This window comes from Pantoea graminicola (assembly GCF_048452665.1).
GTDB lineage: Bacteria > Pseudomonadota > Gammaproteobacteria > Enterobacterales > Enterobacteriaceae > Pantoea.
Window position 1 is genome coordinate 287172 of sequence record NZ_JBLWSJ010000002.1, and the last position, 17363, is coordinate 304534.

Annotated in this window: 13 protein-coding genes and 1 riboswitch; of the genes, 7 read left to right on the plus strand and 6 right to left on the minus strand. The window is 55.5% G+C overall.

The genetic code is table 11. The features are described from left to right. The first annotated feature begins 69 nt into the window (after positions 1-69). From manD to ACNY69_RS05430, 5 genes are all read left to right on the plus strand, one after another. Positions 70-1284: a D-mannonate dehydratase ManD gene (manD, locus tag ACNY69_RS05410; RefSeq protein WP_418797538.1), complete on the plus strand. Its 1215-nt coding sequence runs from the start codon at positions 70-72 to the stop codon at positions 1282-1284. Between the two features lie 10 nt (positions 1285-1294). After that, complete coding sequence (locus ACNY69_RS05415; protein WP_418797539.1) at positions 1295-2305, plus strand: Zn-dependent oxidoreductase; 1011 nt, start codon at positions 1295-1297, stop codon at positions 2303-2305. Positions 2306-2381: 76 nt separating this feature from the next. Beyond that, complete coding sequence (locus tag ACNY69_RS05420; protein ID WP_418797540.1) at positions 2382-3665, plus strand: MFS transporter; 1284 nt, start codon at positions 2382-2384, stop codon at positions 3663-3665. 63 nt (positions 3666-3728) lie between these two features. Further along, the gene (locus tag ACNY69_RS05425; RefSeq protein ID WP_111139172.1) at positions 3729-5234 is read left to right on the plus strand and encodes a mannitol dehydrogenase family protein; all 1506 of its coding nucleotides are present in this window, start codon (positions 3729-3731) and stop codon (positions 5232-5234) included. A gap of 55 nt (positions 5235-5289) precedes the next feature. Beyond that, a complete protein-coding gene (locus ACNY69_RS05430; RefSeq protein ID WP_111139171.1) occupies positions 5290-5976 on the plus strand; it encodes a GntR family transcriptional regulator in 687 nt (228 codons plus the stop codon). Positions 5977-6019: 43 nt separating this feature from the next. On the opposite strand, the gene thiD is transcribed toward ACNY69_RS05430, so the two are convergent. After that, the gene (gene thiD / locus ACNY69_RS05435) at positions 6020-6820 is read right to left on the minus strand and encodes a bifunctional hydroxymethylpyrimidine kinase/phosphomethylpyrimidine kinase (protein WP_111139170.1); all 801 of its coding nucleotides are present in this window, start codon (positions 6818-6820) and stop codon (positions 6020-6022) included. Next, entirely contained in the window at positions 6807-7604 is a 798-nt protein-coding gene (gene thiM, locus ACNY69_RS05440; RefSeq protein WP_367396346.1) for a hydroxyethylthiazole kinase, read from the minus strand. The genes thiD and thiM overlap by 14 nt, the downstream gene beginning before the upstream one ends. Before the next feature lie 34 nt (positions 7605-7638). Continuing rightward, positions 7639-7735, minus strand: a riboswitch (TPP riboswitch). A 428-nt stretch (positions 7736-8163) separates the two neighbouring features. Here thiM and ACNY69_RS05445 point away from each other — a divergent pair. Next, positions 8164-9345, plus strand: coding sequence for a XylR family transcriptional regulator (locus tag ACNY69_RS05445; protein WP_418797541.1), 1182 nt, complete (start codon positions 8164-8166; stop codon positions 9343-9345). Between the two features lie 86 nt (positions 9346-9431). On the opposite strand, the gene ACNY69_RS05450 is transcribed toward ACNY69_RS05445, so the two are convergent. From ACNY69_RS05450 to ACNY69_RS05465, 4 genes are all read right to left on the minus strand, one after another. Further along, positions 9432-10145, minus strand: coding sequence for an oligogalacturonate-specific porin KdgM family protein (locus ACNY69_RS05450; RefSeq protein ID WP_111142197.1), 714 nt, complete (start codon positions 10143-10145; stop codon positions 9432-9434). Between the two features lie 226 nt (positions 10146-10371). Then, complete coding sequence (locus tag ACNY69_RS05455; RefSeq protein ID WP_293771847.1) at positions 10372-12765, minus strand: glycoside hydrolase family 3 N-terminal domain-containing protein; 2394 nt, start codon at positions 12763-12765, stop codon at positions 10372-10374. Between the two features lie 24 nt (positions 12766-12789). Continuing rightward, on the minus strand, positions 12790-14352 hold the full coding sequence (locus tag ACNY69_RS05460) for an MFS transporter (protein WP_418797542.1): 1563 nt from the start codon (positions 14350-14352) through the stop codon (positions 12790-12792). Positions 14353-14402: 50 nt separating this feature from the next. Beyond that, positions 14403-16391 (minus strand): alpha-glucuronidase, encoded by a 1989-nt coding sequence (locus ACNY69_RS05465; protein ID WP_418797543.1) that lies wholly within the window; start codon positions 16389-16391, stop codon positions 14403-14405. Between the two features lie 504 nt (positions 16392-16895). On the opposite strand from ACNY69_RS05465, the gene ACNY69_RS05470 reads away from it, so the two are divergent. Beyond that, positions 16896-17093, plus strand: a complete 198-nt coding sequence (locus ACNY69_RS05470) for a hypothetical protein (RefSeq protein WP_111138778.1) — start codon at positions 16896-16898, stop codon at positions 17091-17093. Positions 17094-17363: the final 270 nt, after the last annotated feature.

Here is a 17363-nt window from a genome sequence, read left to right on the forward strand (position 1 = left end):
GCCTTACTTGTATGGTAGTATTAATGCGCGTATTTTTTCGTCATTAAACACTGACGGAAGGTACCTGGAATGAAAATTGTTAAGGCGGAAGTCTTTGTCACCTGTGCAGGCAGGAACTTTGTCACGCTGAAGATCACCACCGATCAGGGCCTGACCGGCGTGGGTGACGCCACACTCAACGGCCGCGAGCTGCCGGTCGCCTCCTACCTGAAAGATCATGTCTGTCCGCAACTGATCGGCCGCGATGCCCATCAGATCGAGGATATCTGGCAATACTTCTATAAGGGCGCTTACTGGCGTCGCGGTCCCGTAACGATGTCCGCGATCTCTGCCGTCGATATGGCGCTGTGGGATATCAAAGGCAAAGCCGCAAATATGCCGGTTTACCAGCTGCTGGGCGGCGCTTCCCGTACCGGGGTGATGGTCTATTGCCACACCACCGGCCACTCTATCGATGAAGTCATGGATGATTACGCCAGGCACAAAGAGCTGGGTTTTAAAGCGATTCGCGCGCAGTGCGGCGTGCCGGGAATGAAAACCACCTATGGCATGGCGAAAGGCAAAGGGCTGGCGTATGAACCGGCGACCAAAGGCAACTGGCCGGAAGAGCAGCTCTGGTCAACCGAGAAGTATCTCGACTTCACCCCAAAACTGTTCGCCGCCATCCGCGATAAATTTGGTTTCGATGAGCATCTGCTGCATGACATGCACCATCGCCTGACGCCGATTGAGGCGGCCCGCTTTGGCAAGAGCGTGGAGGACTATCGCCTGTTCTGGATGGAGGATCCAACGCCTGCGGAAAATCAGGCCTGCTTTCGCCTCATCCGTCAGCACACCGTGACCCCGATTGCGGTGGGCGAAGTGTTCAACAGCATCTGGGATTGCAAGCAGCTGATTAAAGAGCAGCTGATCGACTACATCCGCACCACCATTACACACGCAGGCGGCATTACCGGCATGCGGCGTATCGCTGATTTTGCCTCGCTTTATCAGGTACGCACCGGCTCGCACGGTCCTTCCGATCTCTCGCCGATCTGCATGGCGGCGGCGCTGCACTTTGACCTCTGGGTGCCGAATTTCGGCGTGCAGGAGTATATGGGCTTCTCTGAACAGATGATGGCGCTGTTTGATGCGAGCTGGCGCTTTGACCAGGGCTACATGCATCCTGGCGACAAGCCCGGCCTCGGCATCGACTTTAACGAAAAACTGGCGGCGAAATATCCCTATGAGCCTGCTTATCTGCCGGTCGCCCGTCTTGAAGATGGCACCCTCTGGAACTGGTAAGGAGAAACGGATGAAAAGCGTAGTGATTGAACAGCCGGGAAAACTGGCGATCGCGGAGCGCCCCCTGCCTCAACCGGCGTCGGGCGAAGTGCGGGTAAAAGTGGCCTGTGCCAGCATCTGCGGCTCGGATATCCATATCTGGCACGGCCACAACCCATTCGCCAGCTATCCCCGGGTCATCGGCCATGAGTTTTTTGGTGTGATCGATGCGGTGGGCTACGGGGTTGACGCGGCCCGTCTGGGTCAGCGCGTTGCGGTCGATCCGGTCATCAGCTGCGGGAGCTGCTATCCCTGCTCTGTCGGGCGACCCAATGTCTGCACCACGCTGCAGGTGATCGGCGTGCACCGCGATGGCGGCTTCAGCGACTATGCGCTGGCGCCCGCCCGCAATGCCTGGCCGCTGCCGGAGACGATCCCCGATCGGCTCGCCAGCCTGATTGAGCCATTCACTATCGCCGCCAACATCACGGCGTTTCTTCAGCCGCGTCCCGACGATATCGCCCTGATCTACGGTGCCGGTCCGATGGGACTTACCGCCGTGCAGGTGCTGAAAGGGGTCTATGGCGTGAAGAGCGTGATGGTGGCAGATCGGCTGCCGGAACGGCTGGCACTGGCCGCGCAGAGCGGTGCGGACCAGTGCTTCGATAACGGTGACATCCCGCTGGCGGAGCAGCTCAGCGGTGTGCAGCCGACGCTGATTATTGACGCCGCCTGCCATCCCGCCATTCTGGCTGAAGCGGCGGCGCTCGCCTCACCGGCCGGTCGCATCGGCCTGCTGGGCTTCTCTGGCGAACCCTGCAGCATTACGCAGCAGAGCCTGACCAGTAAAGAGCTGTCGCTGTTTACCTCGCGCCTTAACAGTAACCGCTTCCCACAGGTCATTGGCTGGATGGAACAGGGGTTACTCCAGCCCGAAAAACTGGTGACACACGCCTTTCCGCTCAGGGAGGTGGAACGCGCAATGACCCTGTTTGAAAAAGATCCGCGCACCTGCTGCAAAGTGATCCTGCAAATGGATTAACAGCCGCTGTGCCGAGGCGGTGCCGGTACATTTTCGCGGGCACCCTTAAAACGATAAAACAGACCCCGGAGTTTGTATGTTCAAGAACCTGCGCTGGACCCTCGTTTTACTGCTGTTCCTGGTTTACATGATTAACTATCTGGACCGCGTTGCCCTGTCGCTGACGGTGCCGCTGGTTGAAAAAGATCTGGTGATTAATGCTGAGCAGTTCGGCATCATTTTCGGCAGCTTCTTCTTTGGCTACGCCCTGTTTAATTTTGTCGGCGGTCTGGCCACCGATCGCTTCGGCCCCAAAATCGTGCTGGCCGTGGCGGTGGGGGCCTGGTCCATTTTCTGCGGCATGACTGCCCTCGCGACCGGCTTCTGGTCGCTGCTGATTCTGCGCGTGCTCTTCGGCATGGCGGAGGGGCCGATCTGCTCGTCGGCTAACAAAGCGATCAACGGCTGGTTTCCCAGGAAACAGGCCGCGACGGCTATGGGGCTGCTGAGTGCCGGTTCACCGCTGGGAGGAGCTGTCGCTGGCCCGATCATAGGCTATCTGGCGCTGGCCTTCGGCTGGCGACCGGCCTTCGTCATTGTCTGCTGCATCGGTCTGGTCTGGATGGCATTCTGGCTCTTTTTTGCTGCGGATAATCCGGAGAAAAGTAAACGGGTAACGGAGGAGGAACGTCAGCTGATCGCGCGTCTGAAGAGCGCGAACCCGAATGATGAGGTCGATCTCTCAGAGACACCGCATCCCTTTGGCTACTACCTGCGCCAGCCGATTATCCTTGTCACCGCCTTCGCCTTCTTTTGCTACAACTATATCCTGTTCTTCTTCCTGAGCTGGTTCCCGGCCTACCTGGTGCAGGCGCACGGGCTGGATATTAAATCGATGAGTATCACGACGATGATTCCGTGGATCGTGGGCTTCGTCGGCCTGGCGCTGGGCGGCTGGATCTCCGATAAGATTTTCAACCTTACCGGCAAACTGTTGTTGTCGCGCAAAATTGTGCTGGTGGTCTCACTGCTGGCAGCCGCAATTTGTGTGGCACTGGCGGGTACGATAAAAGAGGTGGTTCCCGCCGTAATGATGATGTCGGTGTCGATCTTCTTTCTCTATATCACCGGCGCGATCTACTGGGCCATTATTCAGGATGTGGTCCACAAGAGCCGCATCGGCAGCATCAGCGGTTTTATCCATCTGACAGGGAGTCTCTCCGGCATCATCGGGCCTGTTGTCACGGGCTTTATTGTTCAGCACACCGGTAAATTTGACAGCGCCCTCGTACTGGCCGGGTGTGTTGCTGCGCTGGGTGCTTTCCTGGTGCTGTTTGTCATTCGCAGTCCGAAGATCCGCGATAAACCGGTTTCGGTCTGAAGTTATTTCTGACAGAACCTTTATTTGGGGCGCTTTTCGCCCCCTTTGCCATAAGGACGGATTATGTTACAGATCGACCGCCTGCCCCCGGCGATCAGGCGCCCCGCTTACGATCGCAGTCAGTTAAAAACCCGCATGGTGCACATCGGTTTCGGTGCCTTTCATCGCGCCCATCAGGCCCTGTGCAGCGATAAACTGGCTGACCAGGGCAGCGACTGGGGATACTGCGAAGTGAATCTCAACAGCGGCGCACTGATTCAGGCTCTGCGCGAGCAGCATCTCCTCTATACCCTGACGGAGATGGCCGATGACGCATTGCACACCCGGGTAATTGGCGTTATTACCCAGGCGCTGCACGCTAAAAGTGATGGAATTGAGGCGGTGATCGAGGCGATGTCTCAGCCCGATGTCGCGATTGTTTCGATGACCGTGACCGAGAAAGGCTACTGCCACCAGCCGGCCAGTGGTCACTTAAACCCGGATCACCCCGATATTGTGCATGACCTGCAGAACCCGGACGCACCGCGCTCACTGCCGGGACTGATTCTGGCCGCGATTCGCCGCCGCCGGGATCGGGATCTGCCGCCCTTCAGCGTGATGTCCTGTGACAACATGCCGGAGAATGGCCATGTCACCCGCAACGTTATTGTGCAGCTGGCCCGGCTTCAGGATCCAACGCTGGCCGATTATATTCAGCAGCAGATCACCTTCCCGTCCACCATGGTGGATCGCATCGTTCCGGCCATGACCGATGCCGCGTTTAGCGCACTCAGCGCGCGCCTGGGTTCCTGCGATCCGGTCGCCGTGGAAGCAGAGCCGTTTTTTCAGTGGGTCATTGAAGATAACTTCGTCAGTGGTCGTCCGGCCTGGGAGAAAGCGGGCGCAGAGCTGGTCAGCGATGTCCTGCCTTATGAAGAGATGAAACTGCGCATGCTGAATGGCAGCCACTCTTTTCTGGCCTATCTCGGCTTCCTGGCGGGCTATGAGCACATCAGCGACTGCATGGCCGATCCCCACTTTCGTGCCGCCGCCCGTTCACTGATGGTGGATGAGCAGGCCCCTACCCTGCGCACCCAGGGTGTGGACCTTAACGCCTATGCCGATTCGCTGATTGCCCGTTATGAGAATCGCGCGATCAAACACCGCACCGGACAAATCGCCACCGACGGCAGCCAGAAGCTGCCTCAGCGTCTTCTCGACAGCCTGCGCTGGCATCTGCAGCGCGGTAACGACTGCGACCTGCTGCTGCTGGGAGTGGCGGGCTGGATGCGCTACGTCGGCGGCGTGGACGAACAGGGCCAGCCGATTGAGATCCGCGATCCGATGAAGAAACAGCTGGCGGAATGTGTGGCCGCCAGCGAAGAGGGCGAGGCGCGCGTGCGCGCACTCCTTTCCCTGCGCGAGGTGTTTGGCGAGGATCTGCTGCAGAATGCTGATGTAGTCGCGCGGCTGACCGACTGGTATCAGCAACTCTCTGAACAGGGCGCGCGCGCGACGGTGCATCACTGCCTCGATCGCCGCCAGCAGCGGGTTAACAAAGGGCTGGCGCAGATGCAGCGTGCTGATTAGACTGACACTTTCCCATCGCGCTGGTCCCGGCCAGCCGTAATATGGATATTGCTGCATGTCGATCGCCTATACCATTACAACCAGCGAACCGGTGAATCAGCAGATTTACCGCTATCTGCGCAAAGATATTGTCACCTGCGCAATTGAGCCGGGTTCGCTGCTCTCAGAAAAAGAGGTTTCCGCGCGCTTTAACGTCTCGCGCCAGCCGGTGCGGGAAGCATTTATTAAGCTGGCCGAAGCGGGACTGGTACAGGTATTGCCGCAACGTGGCACCTTCGTGCGGAAAATTTCTGCCAAACGGGTCGCGGATGGCCGCTTTATCCGTGAAGCGGTGGAAATCTCGGTCGTGCGTCGTGCAGCGCAGGAGATTACGGCAGCATCGCTGATGGCACTGGAGCATAATCTGCAGCTGCAGCGCATGGCCGCATCACGTCACGACAGCCAGGCTTTTCTCAGCCTCGACGATGAGTTTCATCGCCTGATCGCGGAAAGCATTGACTGCAGGCTCGCCTGGGAAACGGTGGAGAACATCAAAGCCACCATGGACCGGGTTCGGTTTCTGACGCTGAGTGAAGTCTCGCCGCCGGAAAAGCTGATTGAGCAGCATGAAGAGATCTTTGCCGCGCTGACGTCTCACAATGCGGATGCGGCCGAAACGGCCATGCGTCTGCACCTGCAGGAGATGATCTTCTCTATCACCCCGATTGCCGAGCGCAACAGCGCCTGGTTTGAAACCCCCTGAGCCAGGCCCTCACCGTCCGCCAGGACGATGAGGGTCTGCATCACTACCACCATTGATGAAAATGGTGAACCGGCCCGATGCCCTTCCCGACCTCCAGTGAATCCGCCTGCAACAGCGCCTGCTGCAGCCAGTTTTTCGCCTCTGCGAGCGTTTCCGCCCAGTCAGCATGGCGCGGACGCAGGGCCGCTAAGGCCGCCGACAGCGTACAACCCGTGCCGTGCGTATGGCGGGTGTTGACGCGCGGCGTGCTGAATCGCTGCTCTGCGTCGGGCGCGATCAGCCAGTCCGGGCTTTCGCCCGCGGCCAGGTGACCGCCCTTCATCAGCACAGCCTGACAGCCCAGCGCCAGCAGTGCCCGCCCCTGCCTGCGCATCTCCGCCTCGTCGGTGGCGATGGCACACTCCAGTAAGGCTGCCGCTTCCGGCAGATTAGGGGTAATCAGCGAGACCTGCGGTAATAACAGCTCACGGACACTGGCTACGGCAGCCGGTGAAAGCAGCGCATCCCCGCTTTTCGCCACCATCACCGTATCCAGCACCACAAAGGGGATGCTCGCCTGCCTGAGCCGGGCGGCCACCTGCTCCACAATAGCCGTTTCCGACAACATGCCAATTTTCGCACTATCAATGCGGACATCACTCAGCACCGAATCGAGCTGAGCGGTCACAAAGTCCGGATCAATACGGCAGACCGACTGAACCCCGCAGGTGTTCTGTGCCACCAGCGCGGTGATCACACTGGTGCCATAGGCACCCAGCGCGGAGAACGTCTTCAGATCGGCCTGAATCCCGGCGCCGCCGCTGGGATCGGTCCCGGCAATCGTCAGGGCATTAATGCGCTTCATGATGCGCCTCCAGCGTCCAGAGTGCATCGACAAACGCCGTGGCAAAACTGCCCGGCGCGGCGGCCTGAGACGCTGCCCTTTCTCCCGCTGACGACATCACCTGACAGGCGGCGGCCACATTTAACAGCCGATCGCCGGGCAGGCTGCTGAACCCTGCCACGACCGCAGAGAGCGCACAGCCGGTTCCCACCACCCGCGTCATCAGGGGCGAGCCGCCGCGAAGCGCAAAGATCCGCGTGCCATCGGTGGCGTAGTCCACTTCACCGCTGACAATGACCAGCGTGCGCCAGCGAATGGCGAGCTGACGGGCGGCATCGAGCGCCGCATCCGCCTGGTGCAGCGTATCCACGCCGCGTCCGCCACTGGCCTGCTTTGCCAGCGCCAGAATCTCTGAAGCGTTGCCGCGGATCACAGCCGGTTCCTGGCTCAATAACTGCTGGCAGAAGTCACTGCGCAGCGTCAGAGCACCGACGGCGACCGGGTCGAGCGTCCAGGGGGTGCCTGCCTCTCGGGCGGCGCTGACGGCGGCCTGCATCGCCTGCTGGCGCTCGCGGGTCAGGGTGCCGACATTGATGAGGAGCGCATCGGCAAAGCGGCTGAACTCAGCGGCTTCGTCAGCATCGATGACCATCGCCGGCGAGGCGTTCAGTGCAAGCAGCACGTTGGCGGTGAAGTTCTGTACCACCTCATTGGTCATACAGTGGACCAGCGGTGAGTGACGGCGAAAAGCGTGCAGACAGGGCGCGAAGTGCGCGGCAGAAAGGTGTTGAGATGGCTGTGACATCATAGCTCCCAACCGGCGAACAAGAAGGCGAATGCGGTCAGGCATCAGACTTCCCTACGCTGGCATTATCCAGATCAGGTAATACGGGTATTTCTCAGCCTTCACAAAGAAGGGCACCCCGAGTCATTTAACTAAATTCAGTCAGTCAGGATAGTAATGTCAGCAGGCGGTCCTGTAAACGCATACCGCACGATTACGGCATCACTCCCGGACTCCGTTGGCGTCCTCACTCACCGGCAGAAACCGCGCGGGCAGTCTGCGCCGCCCCGCTTCTGCCACATCCGGATTCGCGAAGAAACCCGTAACACTTTACCAGGCGATCCCGTTTATTTCGCGCAGCTTTCACCTGTCGCGTTCCAGATTACCTATACAGGTTAACTGTCTGATCAATCTGGGCATTTATCTTTTTCACACACTACACGCGTTGCCGCACTGGACTTTTTTCACGCAACGCAGAAAAAGAGTGCGCCAGCTTACAGGACAAACACAAAACGGTTAAAGAAAGCACCGACCTGTGCTATTCACAGTGCAGGATAAACCTGCCAGGGAGGCTGACGGAATGGAGAAGACCTTTCATATCGCGCTCTTATTTAATGCGAATAAGGCGTATGACCGCCAGACAATCGAGGGCGTGGGTAAATACCTGCAGCGTTCCCGTACCCTGTGGGATGTTTACATCGCAGACGATTTCCGCAGTAACATTGACAGCATCAATGGCTGGAACGTGGATGGTGTAATTGCTGACTGCGATGTGCTGGCGGTTGAACAGGAACTCAATAAGCTGACCATGCCTGTTGTCGGTATTGGTGGCTCCTACTCCTCCGGAAAGGCTTTTCCGAATCTGCACTATGTGGCTACTGATAACTACAGCCTGGTCGCGACCGCGCTGGAGCATCTGATTAACAAGGGTATGGAACATTTTGCCCTGTACAGCTTCCCTGTATGTCCGGATAAACGCTGGGCAACCGAACGTGAGAACGCATTTGCTGCGATCCTGCAGCAAAAGGACCGGACCGGATTAATTTATCGCGGCCATGATATCACTATCGATAACTGGCAGACGGCGCAGAACCAGTTGGCTGACTGGGTAACGTCTCTGCCAGAGGGCACCGGCATCGTCGCGGTGACAGATTCCCGCGCCAGACATTTACTGCAGATCTGTGAAAATATAGGGATCCCGGTGCCGGAAAAGTTAGCCATGATTGGCATCGACAATGAAGAGTTAACGCAACATCTGTCGGGCATCAGTCTCTCCTCCGTGGTTCATGGCGCAATAAAAATGGGTTCCTGCGCGGCTGAAATTCTTCATAAACTCTTAAAGGGAGAGTCATTGCCGTTGCAGCGCGTGGTGGTTCCCCCGCTGAAACTGGTGGAACGCCGTTCGAGCAATTATCGTTCTATTGTCGATCCCTATGTTATCCGGGCAATGAACTTTATCCGCGATAATGCCTGTAAGGGTATCAAGGCTGAACAGGTCATCAGTTTTACCGGTATTTCACGAACCAGTCTGGAAATCCGTTTTAAAGCGCATCTGGGTGCGACCATTCACACCGTCATTCATAATGAAAAAATCGAACATGCCCGCAACTTACTCATCACCACAGATCTCCCGATGAAAGAGATCTCACTGATTGCGGGTTATCCCTCTGTTCAGTATTTCTATCTGGTCTTCAGGAAAACCTATAATCTGACCCCTAAAGCCTACCGCAGCCGTTATCAGGAGCAGAATCGTGCCAGTTAACTGGCTGAATCTATCCGTCAGCGAAACCGTATTTTCTGGCGGGAAGGCACGTTTAAAATCTACGCCGGCCCGCCAGAGAGAATGCTTCAGAACAGATATTTCAGGCCGATACGCATCCGGTACTCTTTATCGCCGTTTCCTGCCCGGCCCAGATCGGAAATATCACCAAAAGGTTTCCAGTGTGAGTCATACTGGTAGCTGAGATAGAGCGTATGCTGCCACATCTCTTTTTTGTTATTTCCGAAGTGAAAATCGTTCTGCTTCTGCAGATAGACCGGGTTATAGTTAACAAATAACTTATCCGTGACCTGCCAGTTCAGCCATAGATCATATTCGTGCGAGCTGTTTCGTTGCAGACTGTCATCCAGGCAGGGTGTTTTATAGTTGTAGTGATAGTAGCGATACCCGGCCATCACGCCGAACTGAGGGCTGAGTTGATAATTAAACTTCAGGTAGGGATCGATGTGGCTGCCCTTGTGCCCCCAGCTGAAGACCATGTCGGGAATAAACGAAAACCGGTCTGTCAGCGGAATCGCGTAGGTGACCTCTACCTCTGAGTAGTTGTTCTTAAATTCAGTGTAATTACTACCGTTGTTGATCGTGTTCTGATATGAGAAAGAAACACTGTCATTAATCACGGTTGAAATCTGCAGTCGGGTCTGGAACATTTTACTGCCGGTGGTATAGGCTTCACGAATATCCACGCCTGTGGATGAGAAATCTAACGCAAAGGCAGAAAGTGGCATAGCAGAAATTATTACTGCACTGGCTAACGCCTGTTTTTTCATCATCGCTTTCATCGTCTTTTCCCTTTATGGTAGTAATCCTTTTTATGGTTATAGAATAACCGAAAGCGCATGAATATAATTTTATCATTTTTTACTGGCTAATTATTAAATATAGCAACTGTGACTGTGTGCAAAATATAAAAAACAAGAGAGCCATTACGTTAAAGGTTTAATTAAAAAAACCGCTCCGGAGAGCGGTGAATAGAAAACAGAGGCAGGATAGATCTGGCTGGAATAATCAGGTTGTGGATGGTGAGCGATAACTGATGGTGGCATGACTCTCCATTGACCAGTGCTCATCCAGAATGCGCAGCGGCCCTGCCAGCGTAATCGTCTGCTGAAGCACAATATTATCTGAGGCTTCACCAATCATTAAAATAAAGTCTCCCGGCTCTACCCTGCGCCTGCCCTGATTGTCCGTAAAATTAAGCATGTCGACCGGAAGCGTAAAGCTGATTTCAGCAGACTGCGCCGGGGCCAGCCGAATACGCTGAAACGCTTTTAACTCTTTAACCGGGCGCACCAGTGAAGCCTGTATATCGCGGACATAGACCTGAATGACGGTGTCGGCCTCCCGCTCTCCGCTATTTTCCACCGTCACGGTAAAGGTCACCGCCTCATCCATAGTGAAAATCATCTTTGGTAAAGTGAGGGCCGAAAGTCTGAATAACGAGTAGCTCAGGCCGTAACCAAAGGCGTAGCGCGGTGGAAAATGAAAGGCGACCGGGGTGCCGCTGCTCTTCATTTTATGATTATAAAAATAGGGCATCGCCCCCACGTTTCCCGGCACTGAGACGACCAGTCTGCCACCGGGACTCTGCCTGCCCGTCAGAATGTCTGCAATGGCGCAGGCCCCCTCCTGCCCGGCCTGCCACGCCATCAGAAATCCCGCCAGCCGATCTTCAAGCCCCTGCAGGCTGTAGGGGCGGCCGCTGGTCATAACCACGATAGTCGGAACGCCCGTCTCCACCACCGCCTCTAGCAATTTCTGCTGTACGCCAGGCAGGTTCAGGGTATCGCTGTCCGATCCCTCGCCGACCGTGCCACTCTGGAACAGCCCGGCCAGATCGCCCACAAAGCAGATCGCCAGCGTCGACTCTTGCGCAGCCTGAACCGCGTCGGCGATCAGCGATTCATCGCGCGACACCGGTGAGACGGCCAGCGGCCTGCCGACATCCCCCGGAAACACCGGGGTTCCTGCGGCACGCTCCGTCAGAATATGGCACCCTTTCCGATACGTGATCCGGCACTCTGGCAGCGCCTGCTGCAGAGCAGTTAATGGCGTGGTGACCTGGCTGGTATTCGCCTCGGTATCATTCAGAATCAGGTGCACGGGAAAACTGTATCCCGATAACAGCGCCAGTGGGTCATCCGCCGTCGGGCCGATGACCGCGACCGACTCCAGTGCTGACGCCCGCAGCGGTAAGGTGCCGTCATTCTCCAGCAGGATCATGGATTCCAGTGCCACCTGCCGGGCAACCTGACGCGCCCGCACCGACTGAAAATCGGGCCGGGCATCCGGGATAAAGGGATTGTCGAAAAGTCCCGTTCTGAATTTCTCCGTCAGGATTCTGGCGACGATCTGATCGATTTTCTCCTCCGCGATCAGCCCCCGTGCCAGCGCCTCTGTCAGGGCCGCCGCGCAGTCATCTTTCGGCAACTCCACATCGAGGCCGGCGTTAAAGGCACTGGCAGCTGATTCGGCGCGATCGGCAGTGACGCCATGATGCTGATGCAGCAGGCTGACGCCGCCATAATCGGCTACGATCAGCCCGTCGAATCCCCAGCGGTTGCGTAATATTTCGGTCAGCAGGAAGGCATCGTTATGGCAGGGCTGATTATCGATATCATGGTAAGCGGGCATCACCGATCCCGCATTCGCCAGCTTAACCGCCATCTCAAAAGGCAGCAGAAAGATATCATTAAGTTCTTTGAACCCCAGATGAACCGGTGCGTGGTTACGTGCCCCCTCGCTGAACGAGTGCGCCGCATAGTGTTTCAGCGTCGCCAGCAGATCACGTTGCTCTCCCTGCAGCCCCCTCACATATTCTGTCGCCATAATCCCGACCAGATAGGGATCTTCGCCAAACGTCTCTTCTGTACGGCCCCAGCGCAAATCGCGCGACACATCAAGAACCGGCGCCAGCGCCTGACGACAGCCAATGCTGCGTGCCTCTCTGCCAATACAGTCCGCCATCGCCTTTATCAGCCCGGGATGCCAGGTGGAGGCCATATTCAGCGATGACGGAAACAGGGTCGCCCCCATACACATCAATCCTGTCAGACACTCCTCATGAAACATCGCCGGAATACCGAAACGGCCTGCTGCCATAATGCGTTTTTGCAGCGCATTAAACAGAGCAATCCCGGTTTCAGCATTCAGCATCCCGGAACCAAAGGGCCGCGTAATCTGCCCCACCCCCAGCGCCATCTTCTGTTCAAACGATGCCTGCGCGTCCCGGTGGCTGAACTGGTCACTGGCATCCTGCCGTTCGGTGACCGCTCCCTCATCTGAAACCATCAGCCAGTAACCATGCATCTGCGCGATTTTCTCGTCCAGTGTCATCTGGCTGAGCAGATAGCGGGCACGCGCCTCCGCAGGCAATGAGGGATCCTGATAATGACGATCCATGAATAACCTCTGTGTGATTGAAACTTACCGATCCGACGTAGCTGGCTCTGCGCTGTTTGCGTCTTTCCTTTCGGACGGATCAGGGCTGGAGTGAGGATGCGCGCGGCTTTCACCCTGCCAGATATTTTCATATTTAATTCCGGTCAGGCTTTCAATTACAGCGCGTGTCCCGGCAGGGCTGTTGGTGAGGTCGCCTTCTGTCTCTTTCAGGCGCGCCACTTCCTCAAGCAGGATCTGATGCGTGCGGCGATCTAACGCAAAGCGGGTAGAGACGAGAAACGCGAGAAGCAGTAACCCCAGCGTGCCCAGGCAGACAATACCCACAACCGTCTCTGTCGCTAAGGTTGTCTGCGTCGCAGCCCCTGAGACAAAGCCGTTCATTTCGAGAAGTGCGCCCACAATCAATGCGGATGCCCCCAGGGTGCTTTTTCTCGCAAAGGTCATCATGCCGGCAAAAATGCCTTCACGACGTCTTCGCGTGATCACTTCATCATCGTCGGGAATAAACGGATAGATATTCCAGGTCAGGTAGACATAGCCACCCTTAAATAACTGGTAGATAAAGGCGATGCCATAGAGTGCCGGAATCATCCAGGCAGGCTGATAAAAATAGAAAGCGGTAAATGCCAGCATGCATAGCATCACCATCAGATAACAGAGCTGCAGTAATCTGGCGGGCTTATAGCGGATAAAAGCCCAGGCAAAAAGCGCCGTTCCCCAGCCGAAGCAGAAGATCCCTACTGACATCAGGTTCGCAGCCAGGGTCGCATCCTGATGAAGGGCAAAGATGATGAAAAAAGCAAAGACGGAACTCAGCAGATCCAGTGCGGTAAAGGAGAGAAGATACATCAGCAGAAGCTGTCTGAAGGCTTTGACCTTCAGGCTTGTGAGCATCTCTCTGATAACCGATGAAACGACTTTCCTTCCGGATCTGCACGGTTCCGGACGCCGTGCGTCAGCCGCGTCGTCGCGCTCCCAGGTTGTCAGATAGGTAATTATCACCGCAATCATCGTGAGCACCGTAAAGATGACACCATTAATCAGGAACGCCTGCGCAGATTGATTGCCTGATAATTTAAACAGCTGCCCCGGAATAAAGGTAGCCAGTGAGGCGGCCAGTCCGGCAAAAATAATCCTTGAAGCTGAGAGCCGGGTTCGCTCTTTATAGTCGCTGGTCATCTCCGAGGCGATCGCTTCATAGGGAATAATGATCATGGCCGCAACCACTTCCATTAACAGATAGGTGGCGAGGTAATAAAAATAGTGCATCCCCTCCACCCACATCAGACTGAAGATAATCAGCAGCGGGCAGCAGAGTAATAAAAAAGATCGGCGACGGCCAAATCGCCGTCCGATACGGGTATTGCCGATATTATCCGTCAAATAGCCAACCAGCGGACTGATAATCGTATCCAGGATTAGGGCAATAAAGAGGATTGAACCGGCTTGCATCGGGCTTAAGCCGCAATAGGTGACATAGAAAAACATCAGCCAGGCACCCATTACGGCAAAAGCGCCACTGCCGAGTATATCGGTGACACCATAACCCATATAATTTTTTAAGGTTATCTTACGAGGTTCTTTCATAATCAGCTCCATGCAGTAGGGTGGGCACGATTGCCCACCGTCCTCAAACGTTATTTATATATTTTCCGTCCCTTGTTATCGTCAATTCCCGACTTGCGGTAAAAATAGGTATTAATTCTGTCACGCCATTCGCTGGCATTCTTTTTCTGTTTCTGAAGACGCTCAGCGACGTGCTCATGAATATCAGAGGGCATTAAACCCGCCAGCGTTTGCCAGCGATGAATAAACTCGTCTACGGCCTCAACGCCAGAAAAATGGGTGTCGTAAATATGCTGAATGACGCTGTTACCATTTTTCAGACGGTGGTCGTAACGCAGAAAATGGAAAAAGAGGATTAATTCATCAGGGCAACGCTGCAGATCGTTATAAAGCTGGCAATTTTCTGGCGCATATAACGAGACATAGCCCGTGCCGCTTTCGAGCGTGCGATCCACGCCCAGGCCATTGCGATCGGCATAGTGATACGTTCCCCATACGTCATATTCATAGCCGTCAATGTTTGGTCCGTAATGATGATGGGGATTGACCATCCAGCCCACGCCCAGCGGCGCGGTGTAATCTTCGTAGATCTGACCGCTGGACAGCAGCATCTCACTGACCGTGCGGGTCACCTCTGCATCTGTCCCGAAGGTTAACTGGCTCCACTCCCTGGCGAGCCCCTCAGCTTCGATAGCTGGATCCCAGAGAAGCCGGCCATAGCCATAGAGATTGGCCTGCGCCAGCAGATGTCCGGTCCAGAAGCGGTCGTCGCCGGTATTAGCGACCGCAGTTACACCGGCATGTGGCATTCCGTTTGCCCGCCCGCAGACCAGATCTTCGATGGTGGAGGGGCCGGATGAGAGTCGGGTATCAAACGCCAGAATCGTTTTCCACTGCGGCACCAGCCAGAACAGGTCGATCTGCTGCCCGGTATACTCCTGGGTGATTTGCAGTTCGAGCACCTGATTGGTGGCAGGCATTGCCCCCAGCAGCGGCGAAACCGGTTCACGCACCTGAAAATCCATCGGGCCGTTTTTGATCTGCAGAATCACGTTTTCACGGAACTGACCATCCAGCGGCGCGAAATGTTCACAGGCGGCGCGCGCCCGGTCGGTCTGACGATCGCGCCAGTCCTGCTGGCAGTTGTAGACAAAGCAGCGCCAGAAAACCAGTCCGCCGTGGGGAGCCAGCGCCTCGCCGAGCATGTTGGCCCCGTCCGCATGGGTTCGGTGATAGGTAAAGGGGCCGGGACGATGCTCTGAGTCCGCTTTCACCACCACGCCACCGAAATCGGGAATGTCGCGATAAAGCGCATCAAAACAGTGACGCCACCAGGCTTTGACCTGCGCATCGAGTGGATCGGCTGTCGTTAAATCCCCCAGCTCTATCGGACTGGCGTAATTCACGGATAAAAAGAGCTGAATCCCCCATCCGCGAAAGAGGTCACACAGCTCAATCAGCGCCTGCCGGTATTCCTGCGTAATCAGCCGTGTCTCTACCTGATGAACGTTGACGTTATTGATGGTCAGCGCATTGATGCCCGCGCTGGCCAGCAGGCGAGCATAGCGGCCTGTTTTCTCATGATCGCCCGTGAATCTGTTATCAGCAAAGAACAGTGACCGGCCAGCATAGCCGCGCTCGATGGTGCCATCCATGTTATCCCAGTGATTCAGCATCCGGATAGTGATGGCGGGAGAGTCGGAGATGTACGTGCCGCAGGAAAAATCGTTCAGCCGGAGACGTTTTAACAGCTCAAACCAGCCATAGAGTAATCCGGTCATCTCACTGGCCGAGACTTCAATAACCTGTTCATCGTGACGCAGAGTAAAACTTCCGGCCCTGCGCCCATCGCCGTCTAAGCTGAAAATGAATCTTTTACCCTTTTCTGCCATCGTCGGTGAAAAAGAGAGAAACTCTTTTTTCAGATTGTCGAGCACAGGTGACGCTATATCCGGGAAAAGGATAGCGTTAATATATAGCGCGTTGTCGTTGAATAACGATCTGATATTCTCCCGTTCGACTAACCAGCAGAAAGAGTCATTTTCTTTTACCTGTTCCATTAATTTTTACCTCAGACTTTCCATGTCTGATTTATGCAGCACCGCCTCTGTTTGCCGCAATTACTTTTTTTAAAACTCCCGTTCCGTTTCTTAGCAACTGTGAATCAGATCACCTGAATAAAGAGATATTATGGCGGTAATGTCACCCGGGCACGCAAACAGAGACTCAAGGTTGCGAGTAATAAAACGGAAAGCGTGACAGGTCATGATCGGTCGCCTTTGCACGCCTCCTGCTGCAATTCAGCATGGCGCCAGGCTGAGAAAACCGGGTTGCATCGCCTCTTTACTATGATCCTGATCAACACCGCGTGGTGCAAAAAGAGGCCTAATGCTGCGGGCCAGTGAAATACCTCTTTAGAGGTATCACCCGTAAAGTCATTTCCAGAACGCCTTTTTGTTGCAGTGGCCGCGATGGCTGTCGGTAAATATCGGGCTTCACATTAAGTTTTACGCACCCGGCCAGGTTATTTCAGAAACTGAACTTCATACTATTCAGGACGTATGATGCGATTTTCAGCGATTATTCCACACTGTCATCGATGGCAGAATATTATTATCGAGCGGCGCGGTGCTATCGCTCCCAATGGCAGATATTATCTCTCCACCTCTCTTTCCGCCTGGTGTTCAGGCTGCGGTGAAACTATCCATCGTATCTATTATCGTGATATCAGCGATCGCCAGGCGCGACGCTGGCTGGGATGAAATGGGTCAGACAGAACAACATCACGTCGCTGGCGGTCAGGTTTCGCTGTCAATGCTGCCGGGGCGTCCGGCGGGGCGCGCTTTTCAATTGATATGCTTATTACCCCGGAAGATGACAACGCCTGACTCTGCGTAATGATACAAACGGGTCAGTCTGCGCTTTTTGCGCAGAGACGCCTGCAAGCGCTTAACAGTGCGCGTCGCACACCGGCAAAGCGATACAAAGAGGCCGTCATACAGCGTGACGCTTACGGGCAAAAAAAAGCCTCC

Excerpts from the sequence above, each read along its gene's own strand:
- manD (WP_418797538.1), top strand. The coding sequence starts at position 70 with ATGAAAATTGTTAAGGCGGAAGTCTTTGTCACCTGTGCAGGCAGGAAC.
- ACNY69_RS05415 (WP_418797539.1), top strand. The coding sequence starts at position 1,295 with ATGAAAAGCGTAGTGATTGAACAGCCGGGAAAACTGGCGATCGCGGAG.
- ACNY69_RS05420 (WP_418797540.1), top strand. The coding sequence starts at position 2,382 with ATGTTCAAGAACCTGCGCTGGACCCTCGTTTTACTGCTGTTCCTGGTT.
- ACNY69_RS05425 (WP_111139172.1), top strand. The coding sequence starts at position 3,729 with ATGTTACAGATCGACCGCCTGCCCCCGGCGATCAGGCGCCCCGCTTAC.
- ACNY69_RS05430 (WP_111139171.1), top strand. The coding sequence starts at position 5,290 with ATGTCGATCGCCTATACCATTACAACCAGCGAACCGGTGAATCAGCAG.
- thiD (WP_111139170.1), bottom strand. The coding sequence starts at position 6,820 with ATGAAGCGCATTAATGCCCTGACGATTGCCGGGACCGATCCCAGCGGC.
- thiM (WP_367396346.1), bottom strand. The coding sequence starts at position 7,604 with ATGTCACAGCCATCTCAACACCTTTCTGCCGCGCACTTCGCGCCCTGT.
- ACNY69_RS05445 (WP_418797541.1), top strand. The coding sequence starts at position 8,164 with ATGGAGAAGACCTTTCATATCGCGCTCTTATTTAATGCGAATAAGGCG.
- ACNY69_RS05450 (WP_111142197.1), bottom strand. The coding sequence starts at position 10,145 with ATGAAAGCGATGATGAAAAAACAGGCGTTAGCCAGTGCAGTAATAATT.
- ACNY69_RS05455 (WP_293771847.1), bottom strand. The coding sequence starts at position 12,765 with ATGGATCGTCATTATCAGGATCCCTCATTGCCTGCGGAGGCGCGTGCC.
- ACNY69_RS05460 (WP_418797542.1), bottom strand. The coding sequence starts at position 14,352 with ATGAAAGAACCTCGTAAGATAACCTTAAAAAATTATATGGGTTATGGT.
- ACNY69_RS05465 (WP_418797543.1), bottom strand. The coding sequence starts at position 16,391 with ATGGAACAGGTAAAAGAAAATGACTCTTTCTGCTGGTTAGTCGAACGG.
- ACNY69_RS05470 (WP_111138778.1), top strand. The coding sequence starts at position 16,896 with ATGCGATTTTCAGCGATTATTCCACACTGTCATCGATGGCAGAATATT.